Annotated in this window: 7 protein-coding genes; 5 read left to right on the top strand and 2 right to left on the bottom strand. The window is 59.1% G+C overall.

The annotated features are described in order from the left end of the window. The first annotated feature begins 258 nt into the window (after positions 1–258). Positions 259–2559, top strand: coding sequence for a hydratase (locus I4W07_RS08835; protein ID WP_196026395.1), 2301 nt, complete (start codon positions 259–261; stop codon positions 2557–2559). 273 nt (positions 2560–2832) lie between these two features. On the opposite strand, the gene I4W07_RS08840 is transcribed toward I4W07_RS08835, so the two are convergent. Further along, a complete protein-coding gene (locus I4W07_RS08840) occupies positions 2833–3501 on the bottom strand; it encodes a hypothetical protein (protein ID WP_195246719.1) in 669 nt (222 codons plus the stop codon). Positions 3502–3735: 234 nt separating this feature from the next. Between I4W07_RS08840 and I4W07_RS08845 the strand changes: the two genes are divergently transcribed. The 4 genes from I4W07_RS08845 (at position 3736) to I4W07_RS08860 (ending at position 9464) form a co-directional block, all read left to right on the top strand. Next, positions 3736–4407 (top strand): hypothetical protein, encoded by a 672-nt coding sequence (locus tag I4W07_RS08845; RefSeq protein WP_196026396.1) that lies wholly within the window; start codon positions 3736–3738, stop codon positions 4405–4407. Positions 4408–4854: 447 nt separating this feature from the next. Next, positions 4855–7482, top strand: a complete 2628-nt coding sequence (gene clpB, locus I4W07_RS08850; protein ID WP_196026397.1) for an ATP-dependent chaperone ClpB — start codon at positions 4855–4857, stop codon at positions 7480–7482. A gap of 133 nt (positions 7483–7615) precedes the next feature. Continuing rightward, positions 7616–7789: a hypothetical protein gene (locus I4W07_RS08855; RefSeq protein WP_229025616.1), complete on the top strand. Its 174-nt coding sequence runs from the start codon at positions 7616–7618 to the stop codon at positions 7787–7789. Positions 7790–8111: 322 nt separating this feature from the next. Then, a complete protein-coding gene (locus I4W07_RS08860) occupies positions 8112–9464 on the top strand; it encodes an ATP-binding protein (RefSeq protein WP_196026398.1) in 1353 nt (450 codons plus the stop codon). Between the two features lie 73 nt (positions 9465–9537). Here the strand turns inward: I4W07_RS08860 and I4W07_RS08865 are convergent, their stop codons facing one another. Next, positions 9538–11040 (bottom strand): hypothetical protein, encoded by a 1503-nt coding sequence (locus I4W07_RS08865; RefSeq protein ID WP_196026399.1) that lies wholly within the window; start codon positions 11038–11040, stop codon positions 9538–9540. Between the last annotated feature and the right edge of the window lie 276 nt (positions 11041–11316).

Raw genomic sequence — 11316 nt, forward strand, 5'->3', positions numbered from 1 at the left:
CGGCGGCCCGTTCTGGGCGCGCCTCAATCGTAGCCCGAGATGGTCCCAGGCTGACAATTTCGACTGTAATGGACGTTCCTTTTGTGCCGGCACTTTGGGACACTCCTTGTCAAGAGAGTGATGCAAGGGGCTCGTCCTTTACTTTACCTAGATAAAGTGAACGTGTAGATTCGTAACCCACTCGCAACTGTTCTATGGCACGATATTGAATGAATGTATGCTATGCGCCCAAATCTCTTGGGCAGAGTGGGAGACAGTATGGTTAAGCTGTACGAGGACGGCATCTACCTGCGCGGTGGCAGCGAGGTCGTGCCCGCGGCCGAGGCTGCCGAGCGCGGTATTACGCAGACGCCCGAGGATGCCAAGCGTGGCACCATCGCGTATTCGATCCTTCAGGCACACAACACATCCGGCGACCCCGAGGCGCTCAAGATTCGCTTCGACGCCATGGCGAGCCACGACATCACCTTTGTCGGCATCATCCAGACGGCGCGCGCCTCGGGCATGGAGCAGTTCCCGCTGCCCTACGTGCTCACCAACTGCCACAACTCGCTGTGTGCTGTGGGCGGTACCATCAACGAGGACGACCACGTCTTCGGTCTCTCGGCTGCCAAAAAGTACGGCGGCATCTTCGTTCCGCCGCACATCGCCGTCATCCACTCCTTTATGCGTGAGAACTTTGCCGGCTGCGGCAAGATGATCTTGGGCTCCGACTCGCACACCCGCTACGGCGCCCTGGGCACCATGGCCGTGGGCGAGGGCGGCGGGGAGCTGGCCAAGCAGCTGCTGCGTGACACCTACGATGTCGTCTATCCCGGCGTTGTCGCCATCTACCTCACGGGCGCCCCGCGCCCCGGCGTCGGCCCGCACGACGTGGCGCTCGCCATCATCCGTGCCGTCTTTGCCAAGGGCTACGTTAAGAACAAGGTCATGGAGTTTGTGGGCCCCGGCATCGCGAGCATGACGACTGACTACCGCAACGGCGTCGACGTCATGACTACCGAGACCACCTGCCTGTCGAGCATCTGGGCCACCGACGAGGACACGCACGCATTCCTGACCATGCACGGCCGCGGCGACGACTACCGCGAGCTCAAGCCCGCCGATGTCGCCTACTATGACGGTTGCGTCGAGGTCGACCTGTCGAGCATCAAGCCCATGATCGCGCTGCCGTTCCATCCTTCCAACGGCTTTGAGATCGACGAGCTCAACGAGAACCTCGAGGACATCCTGCATGAGGTCGAGCTCGAGGCCGCCAAGATTGGCGAGGGCAAGACGCACTTTAGCCTGCTCGACAAGATCGTCGACGGTAAGCTGCACGTGCAGCAGGGCGTCATCGCCGGCTGCTCGGGCGGCAATTACGATTCCGTGGTCCAGGCTGCTCGCGTGCTCAAGGGTGCCAACACCGGCTGCGGCGAGTTCTCGCTGTCGGTCTATCCCACGAGCCAGCCCGTGGCACTCGAGCTTACGCGCCGCGGCTATATCTACGACCTCATGGAGGCCGGTGCGATCGTTCGCACGGCGTTCTGCGGCCCGTGCTTCGGCGCCGGCGACACGCCTGCCAACAACGGCCTGTCCATCCGCCACACCACGCGCAATTTCCCCAACCGCGAGGGTTCCAAGCCGGGTAATGGCCAGCTGAGCGCCGTGGCCCTGATGGATGCCCGCTCCATTGCGGCGACAGCTGCCAACGGCGGCGTCCTGACGTCGGCGACCGACCTGCCCGAAGACACTTGGGACGAGGCCTGCGAGTACACCTTTGACGATGCGCCGTACAAGAAGCGCGTGTACTGGGGCTTTGGCAAGGCGGAGCCTGCCGACGAGCTGGTCGAAGGCCCCAACATCAAGCCGTGGCCCGCGATGGAGCCCCTCGGCGACGACATCCTGCTCAAGGTGTGCTCCAAGATCATGGACCCGGTCACCACGACCGACGAGCTCATTCCCTCGGGCGAGACGAGCTCCTTCCGCTCCAACCCGCTGGGTCTGGCCGAGTTTACGCTCAGCCGCCGCGATCCGGCCTACGTCGGTCGTTCCAAGGAGGTCGACGCCGTGGAGAAGCGTCGCGTGGCCGGCGAGGCCGCGAGCGACCTGGCGGCGCTCGATGCCGAACTTGCCGGTGTTTTTGAGGCACTGGCCGGCGCGGGTGTCGCTGCCGATGTCAAAACGACCGAGTACGGCTCTATGCTCTATGCCAAGAAGCCCGGTGACGGTTCTGCCCGCGAGCAGGCCGCGAGCTGTCAGCGCGTGATTGGCGGCTTGGCCAACATCGTCCACGAGTACGCCACCAAGCGCTATCGCTCCAACGTGATGAACTGGGGCATGGTGCCCTTCCAGATGGAGGCCGAGCCCAACTTTGAGGTGGGCGATTACGTCTTCGTGCCGGGTATCCGTGCCGCGCTCGATGGCGACCTGAAGGACATCGCCGCCTACGTGGTGCGTGCCGACGGTGCGGTCGAGCAGATTGAGCTCTACATTGCCGATATGACGGCCGAGGAGCGTGCCATCGTCAAGGCCGGCTGCCTGATCAACTACAACAAGTTCAAGGCCGCTGCCGAGTAACGCACTTAATTGTCCGCCCGGGCTTACCCTTTCCCGCCCGCTCACGCGCTTCGCGAGGGTCGCGTTCGGGAAAGGGTAAGCCTCGGGCTACATTTCTGCGTTCTCGTTGGGTCTTGAGGGACGCTAATAAATAGACTTGCTTGATGCCGCCTCTGTTATCGGGGCGGCTTCTTTTTTGTCGAAAACCGCCACAAAGGGGACAGGCACCTTTGTGGCGGTGGGGAACGAGCTCGATGTTGTTGTGATCGTTGAGCGGTATGTTAATGAGCGTCCCTACAGGATTTCATCCGGGCTGGCGGGTTTGGTTGTTTTGGGGATGCCGAGTTTGGATGACGCGAAATCGTCAACATCGTCCTTGATTCCATCTTTGGTGTAGACGGTGACCGTATAGGTGCTGTGCCCGAATTCGCTCTTGTCGCGTGTCGCCCAGGCCTGCCAGTAGGCAGCCCCGTTTCGCCCTTTGATTTTTCCGACACGGCGGAGTTCTGTTCGCTTTAATTGCTGGTTGCTATAGATGGTTCGACCGGCCTCCTCGGTGAGCCCGCACTGTCCAAGCATCTTGTCGAGGACTTGGTTCATGTGGCGCTCATCGGTGTTTGGTGCGTAGTCGTAGGCGAGGGTGATGGAGTCGAGGGGCTGGTCGTCGATCAAATAATTCATCGTCTGAGGTTCAAGGCAGAAATAGGGGGAGCATCCGTCGACCTTGCCGAGCAACGGTAACTTGGACTGCCAACTTCCGGTGGGAATTGCATATTCGTAGAACACGCCACGGCAGACAAAGGAGAGCGAGGTGGCACGCGAGCCGGCGTCGATCATCCCGCAAAGATCGAAGGGCGAGGCGATACCAAAAGAAAAGGGCGTGATGACGATAAGGAAGAGCATCACGATGGGTATGGCGAGAATGGCGATGACGTTGCGACCGGTGGAATGAGACGGCTTCATATGCGCTCCTCGAGACAAAGATCTGTTGAGGATAGGCAGAAATGGATATGTTCAGAGAACAATTCAAGTTTAATCTCATGGCGCGAGATGGTCGACCGTTAGCGTCGAAAACCACCACAAAGGTGCCTGTCCCCTTTGTGGTGGTGGGGAGTGGACGGCTTCTTTTGGTGATAGTGTTAGCTGGAGGTATCATTAGGGCACATGGCGCGGGTTTGCATTGTGGGGTGTTTTGCCGTGAGCCGTTCTGCCCGTATTGGATTGATTGTCTTGGCGCTTGCGATCGCTGTGGTTGGCGCGGGCGCTGTCGGCATGGCGTTTCTACCTGCTGCGGTGACGGAGCCGGTGGTCAAGCCTGTGACTCAATCTGTCGAACTTCTGACCGGCGCTGCCAAGCCCGAGACCATTACCGTTGATTTTGATGAGCAGCCGGCTGCGCTGGGCATTAGTAATTATCCACTTATTCAGCTTGGGGCTATGCGCTATACCACGGATTCTAGTCTGATCGACAGGGCGTCCGAGCTGCTCAAGGGCAAAACCTTTAAGCGCTGGTATGGATATGCGTCCTATCGGGCAAAAGCGAACGACATGGTTGGCGGATGCCACTCTTCCATCGAGCTGGACACTGCAAACGGCGCAAAGTTATGTGATGTCTCGTACGATCCGGGCTACGAGGGCAATGAGGGTCCGGGCATCTACATCATGGACGACGATGTCGCCTATGTCATGGAGGGCGACCAGACCGAGCTCAACGATTTTATGGGCCAGTGTATCCAAGATGCCTATAAACAGACCTGCTTGCCCGACCCGCAGACTGCACGCGATAGTGGGTCTGCCCGTACATGGCTGTTCGAGGATGAGATGCCCTGGACCGTCGAATCGGGAAGTACGGGTTCGGCAAGTAAATAGAGACTGCAACCACCACAAAGGTACCCGTCCCCTTTGTAGTAGTTCTCGGTTTGTCTCGATCTGTAACATCTTGGCCGCTAAAAGTGGGTCTGGTGTTACAGATTTAGATTTTTGATCCGGGTGTTTTCTGTTCGTCTCGATTTGTAACAGATAGAGCTCTATTTGCTGACTAGATGTTACAGATTTAGATAAACGGGTGCCGCTGGTCATTTCATCTCAATCTGTAACATCTAGAGCCATAAACAGCCGCTAGATGTTACAGATTGAGATAGTAAGGGGACGAGGCCGTAGCGGGTGAGCGCACCTGTTCCCTATCTTTCAATCACTCAGAAAATCTTATATATAGGGACTTAGATTTATGTATAAGATCGTACAAAGCTGGCAACAATACTTCTCGAACAACGTGAAGCCGCCCCGTAGGGCGGCCACCCCAAGAGAGGTGATTCCATGAGAATCGATAAGCTAGCAATGACGTCGCGCGAGGCGCTGCAGACCGCCATGAGCACGGCTGCCGACGCGCAGGCCGGCGCGGTGGAGCCGATTCACCTGCTGTCCGCCCTGCTCGGTGCCGGCGAGCGCAATATCTCCGTGATCATCGAGCGCATCGGCGCCGACCCGGCTCAGCTTGCGCGTTCCACGCAGGATGCCATCGACCGCGCGCCCAAGGTTTCGGGCGAGGGTCAGCAGATGGGCCTGTCCAACGAGCTCGTTCGCGTCATCGAAAAGGCCGAGAAGAAGGCCACCAAGATGGGCGACAGCTTTGTGGTGACCGAGCATCTGCTCATGGCACTTGCCGAGGACAAGGGCGAGGCCGGCCGCGTTCTGCGCGATGCCGGCGTCACCAAGGAGCGCATCGAGCAAGTCTACGAGGAGCTGCGCGGCGATGACCGCGTGACGTCTGCCGAGGACAAGACCCAGTTTGAGGCGCTGGAGCAGTACGGCCGCAATATCTGCGACCTTGCCCGCGCCGGTAAGCTCGACCCGGTCATCGGCCGTACCGACGAGATTCGCCGTACCATCCAGGTCCTGTCCCGTCGCACCAAGAACAACCCCGTGCTCATCGGCGAGCCGGGCGTCGGCAAGACGGCCATCGTCGAGGGCATCGCCCAACGTATCGTGGCCGGCGACGTGCCGAGCACCCTGCGCGACCGCGACCTCATCGAGCTCGACATGAGCGCGTTGGTCGCCGGCGCCAAGTACCGTGGTGAGTTCGAGGACCGCTTAAAGGCCGTGCTCAAAGAAGTGCAAAAATCCGAAGGCAAGGTCATCCTGTTCATCGATGAGCTCCACACCATCGTGGGCGCGGGTGCCACCGAGGGCTCCATGGACGCCGGCAACATCCTCAAGCCGGCGCTCGCCCGTGGCGACCTGCACGCGATCGGCGCGACTACGCTTGACGAATACCGCAAGTACATCGAGAAGGACGCGGCGCTCGCCCGTCGTTTCCAGACCGTGATGGTCTCCGAGCCCTCCGTCGAGGACACCATTTCGATTCTGCGTGGCCTGAAGGAGAAGTACGAGATCTTCCACGGCGTGCATATCACCGATAGCGCGCTCGTGGCGGCTGCCGACCTCTCCGATCGCTACATCGCCGACCGCTTCCTGCCAGACAAAGCCATCGACTTGGTCGATGAGGCGGCAAGCCGCCTGCGCATGGAGCTCGATAGCATGCCGGTCGAGATCGATGCCACCACGCGTCAGCTCACCCAGCTGCAGATCGAGGAGCAGGCGCTCATGAAGGAGACCGACGACGCCTCCAAGGAGCGCCTGGAAGCCCTGCGCCAGGAAATCGCCGAGGTCCAGGAAAAACTCAACGTGCAAAAGGCTGGCTGGCTCAACCAGAAGAACGCCATCGACCACGTGCAAGAGCTCAAGGGACAGCTCGACGAGGCCAAGAGCGAAGAGGAGCGTGCGACGCGCAACGGCGATTTGGGTCGTGCGTCCGAGCTGCGCTACTCCGTGATTCCGGGCCTGCAGCAGCAGATTCAGGATTCCGAGGCCGCGCTCGAGGCGCAAAAGCAGCAGGACGGCGAGGGCCTCAACGAGCAGGTGACCTCCGATGAGATCGCCGAGGTCGTGAGCGCCTGGACCGGCGTGCCCGTGTCCAAGATGATGCAGGGCGAGCTCGACAAGCTCAAGGGCCTGGAGGGCGAGCTGCATAAGCGCGTCATCGGTCAGGATGAGGCCGTCTCCGCCGTTGCCGCGGCCGTGCGCCGCAGCCGTGCGGGCCTCTCCGATCCGGACAAGCCCATCGGCAGCTTCTTCTTCCTGGGCCCCACCGGCGTGGGCAAGACCGAGCTCGCCAAGGCGCTGGCCGAGTGCCTGTTCGATGACGAGCGCGCGCTCGTGCGTATCGACATGTCCGAGTATATGGAGAAGTTCAGCGTCCAGCGTCTGATCGGTGCGCCTCCGGGATACGTGGGATACGACGAGGGCGGCCAGCTTACCGAGGCCGTGCGCCGTCGTCCGTATTCCGTGATCTTGCTCGACGAGATGGAGAAGGCTCACCCGGATGTATTCAACGTGCTGTTGCAGGTGCTCGATGACGGCCGTCTGACCGACGGCCAGGGTCGCCAGGTGTCCTTCAAGAACACGATTATCATCATGACGAGCAACGTGGGCTCTAAGGCTATCGCCGAGCTTTCGGGCAAGGACGAGGAGGAGATGCGTCATCAGGTCGACGCGGCCATGGCTCAGACCTTCCGTCCCGAGTTTCTCAACCGTATCGACGATATCGTGATGTTCCATCCGCTCGGCATGGCGCAGATCGAAAAGATCGTCGATATTCAGCTCGCCGATGTCCGCGCGCGTCTGGCTAAGGAGCGCATGACGCTTGCTATTACCCCGGCGGCCAAGCAGATGCTTGCTGTGGGCGGCCTGGACCCGGTCTTTGGCGCCCGTCCGCTCAAGCGTTTGGTGCAGCGCGAGGTCGTGGATGCCATCGCCGCCGCCATCATCGACGGCACGGTGCGCGAGGGCGATCAGGTGACGGTCGATGTCGACAAGGACGGCGGCTTTACCGTTGTGTGCGACAACACGCCGGCGGCCACCTACGAGGTTCCCGACGCCGAGTAGATTTTGGGCCATGCCTTAAAATCTGCCAGCCGTCTCTAAATGCCAAGGGCGGCGGATCCAATTGGGTCCGCCGCCCTTTTTCGTGCGACAATCGTTGATGTTGAGCATGAGTACATGGCAAGGAGATATGCAGATGAAAGACGAGATCAAAACAAGTGCGCCGGCGCCCAAGCCCACGTCCAAACCGGCGCCCAAGCCGCGCGACCCCTACATTCGCGCCGAGAACGAGGACGATGACGGTTACGATCCCTACAGCGACCGTCGCCCCGAGCGCGAGCCAATGTTCGAAGCCGACCCGTGGCGCTGAGTGCCACCCAAAAGGCCACCAATAAGTTGCGGTGAAATAGGGACTGTTTTGCGGTTTGACCAGCAAAAACAGTCCCTATTTCACCGCAACTGCGTTAGGGATTTTTCTACAGGGGGAGGGTAGTCAAAAAAGCCCCGTCCCAAATTGACTGCTCGGGGAGTCGCATTCGAGCTCGGTTGTCCTCTTAGCCACTCGATATCCTTCGGAGCAATAACGGTGATAAAACTTGCTTAAGTGCTAATCAAACTACACACAATCTTGCTCTCTAGCTAATCAAGAATCAGTATAATTTTGATTAGCTAGAGAGCAAGATTGGAGAATCATGGCATTCAACGACTTGATCGCCCAGAAAATAAAGGACTTTGAACAGCAGGGGGTTCCGCAGGTCTTTGAGCGAGACCTTGATCTGGGAAACCCACAGGAGCCAAAGCGCGACAACATCGTAAATGTGATTGTGGGGGCCCGCCGTTGTGGAAAGACGTATCGCCTGTATCAGGAGATGCGGCGGCTTCAGAGCCGGGGCGTCGAGCTTGACCGGATGCTTTACTTCAATTTTGAGGATGAGCGCTTGCGCCCGTATGAGCCATCGCTGCTGGCGGACGTGCTCGACACGTTCTATGCACTGTATCCTGTTGCTCGAACCGAGGGCGCTTACATTTTCTTTGACGAGATCCAGGAAATTCCCGAATGGGGTGCGTTTCTGCGGCGTGTAGTCGATACGGAGAAAGCGACCGTCTATGTGACGGGATCTTCTTCTAAGATGCTGTCCTCAGAACTTAAGAGCGAGTTCAGGGGTCGTTCTCTTGTGCGAGAGCTTTTTCCGTTGAGTTTTTCGGAATACGTTCGATATAAGACGGGGAGCGTCCCTGAGCTAGATGCGACCTTTTCCCCGAGCGATGCAGCGCTGCTTCGACATCATCTGATCGGGTATCTTGAACAAGGGGGATTCATCGCGACACTTGAGCAGACGCCTGCAGACGCGATTCAGCTGCTACAGGAATATGCTTCGCGAACGGTCGCCATGGACGTCGTTGAACGTTACGACGTCAAGAACCCTCGCCTGGCATCGCTGTTCTTGACGCGGTGTATGGCATCTTCGGGACGAGAGCTGTCAGTGAACAAAGTGTACAACGAGTTCAAGAGCAGACAGATACCCGTCAGTCGTAATTCGCTCAGCGATTTACTTGAGTATTATGAGGACGCCTACCTGTTATTTTCTGTGCCGGAGTTCACGCGTTCACTGGCAAATAACATGCGGTCTGCGTCTAAGGTCTACGCTGTCGACCCTGCGATGTTTGGAGCATTCTCTCCCGCATCGGCATTGGACCAGGGCCAGAGGCTCGAGACCGCAGTGTTCAATGCGCTAAGAAGAAGGACTCCCGCGGTGAGGACCGGCTCGGTCTGCCGCCTGCTAATCAAAGAGAAGAGCAAAAGCCATGAGGTAGACTTTGTGGCTGGGGACGCGCTTCTCATGCGGGCTTATAGCCTGATTCAGGTGAGTGCGGATATGGCAAGTGAGAAAACGCGCGAGCGCGAAATTGCCGCGCTTGATGCCTCGATGGCCCAGTTCGATCTTGGCGAGTCGGCAATCGTTACCATGGATGAACAGACCGATATTTCATGCGAGCACGGTGTGGTCCACGTTGTGCCCGCATGGAAGTGGCTCCTTGCCTAATCATCTATGGACCTGTGGGGTCAGGACCTCCTGGCTCCCTCATCACGGTTGGGGAGCACCTTGCTGCGCCAGGCTAGTCCTGGGCTTTGATACTCGGCAGGAGAATCTGGGCGAGGTAGTCGGTCTCGAGTTTGGTCGCGGCGTCGGCTTTGCCGTCTTTGCCGACCAGTACGTTCTTGATCTGGCTATAGGTGTAGCGGTTGCCGGTCGTAAGCTCGACAAGCTCAATGGCCGTGTCCATGGGGTAGGTTGACACGGGGTTCTGCGTCCGTCCGTTGATGGTCTGGGGCACCACGTACGGATAGACGGGGCCGCTGGCGTAGACGGTATAACCGTTGCCTAGATTGGCCGCGCCCAAAACCGTATCGCCTTCATCGGGCGTAAAGCTCTCGCCCTCGCGCACCGCGACGAGCGTCACGAGCGGCGTATTGGCGTCGTCGCCCAGATAGATGCATAGCGTGCTTCCGTTTTGCCAAGTTGCGACCTTGCCGTACCACTCGACGGGAATATCGAGCTGGTAGAGGTCGGTTGCCTTGTGGCGAGCGTCAGCATCACGGGACGCCTGTGCCTTTTGCGCGCTCACGGCATTGACGGCGGCGTCGCGCCGCGCGGTTGCTGCCTGCTGGAGCACTTTGGCAGCCGCGGCGGAGCTCGCACCGCCCTCCTCGGCATACTTGGCGGCGGCATCGATCTGGTCGTCAGTCACCGTGTCGGCCGAAGGCACTTTGAGCTTAAAGGTGGCCTGGGCACTTAAATCCTGTCCATCGCTCTTAACGGTGACCTGCGTCTTGGTGGTCGGGACGGTATAGATGGTGCCGTCGGCCGCGATGGGGGAGGCAGCGATGGAGAGCGTGTAATCGCCGGGCAGCAGTTTGATGCCGCGGCCGTGCTCGTCAACGTAGAGCGTTTCGCTCACGGAAGAACCGTCGGAATCTTGTCCGCTCACCTGCACGGGAATCTTTGAGCCAGTTGAGCAGTCGAGGCCCGCGGCATGCACGCCAATCTGCACCGACATCATGGTATGGGCGTTTGCGGCAAGCACGGCAGCCTGCTCTTGTTGATATCCGTTCCAGGCAGCATAGCCTGCGCCGCCGGCAACAAGCGCGACGGCTACGACGCCGGCAACCATCAGATTGCGGCGCTTGGGCGACATTTTGCGATGGCGAACCTCGGCCTCGCGTGCCGAGGGAACGGACGGCAGGGGAATATCGCCCATGGCGATGGTCTCGTCCACGGCAGGCGCAGAGCCTAAGCCAGGGAGCTCGCGGGTCAGCGAATCTTCGGCCGGCAAGTTGTCGAGCAAGATGGTTTCCTCGCTCGTGTCAGATTCGGGCTGGTCGTCGGCCTCGCATTCGGAATCCTCGTGCCCCGCCCCGTCTTCGGTGGGCGCGGCACCATCGTCTTTTGCATCCTGATCATCGGGCTGCGCCTCGATTTCCGGCTCATCCCGCACATCAACGCTCGAATCGTCAAACGCAATCTCGGTCAGCGCGATCTGGTCTAGGCTCTCCAGGGCCTCGGCACACGCTTCTGCATCTTGGGCCGCATCCTCTTGGCCCATCGTCTCATCTTTCATATATCCCCCAAGCTCAATATCGGGACAACAATGTACCCAAAAACAGAGTCATATAGAGCTGTCAGGCAATCGGAAATCTGATTTTATCTGTGCGAGAGGTTTTGAATATGTGCGTGGATGCGCGCAACAACAAAAAGCCCCCGGAAAGCGGACAATGAACTGCACCCCAAAACTTGGACGGCTTAAATAAAAGCTACGCTGGAGTGGGTATGATGAATTGGACACCTAGTTAAGAGCGAAAGGTGTTCAAGATGGCCCAAAGAAGAAAGCGATACG

It is taken from the genome of Collinsella aerofaciens (assembly GCF_015670745.1).
Taxonomy (GTDB): Bacteria; Actinomycetota; Coriobacteriia; order Coriobacteriales; family Coriobacteriaceae; genus Collinsella; species Collinsella aerofaciens_T.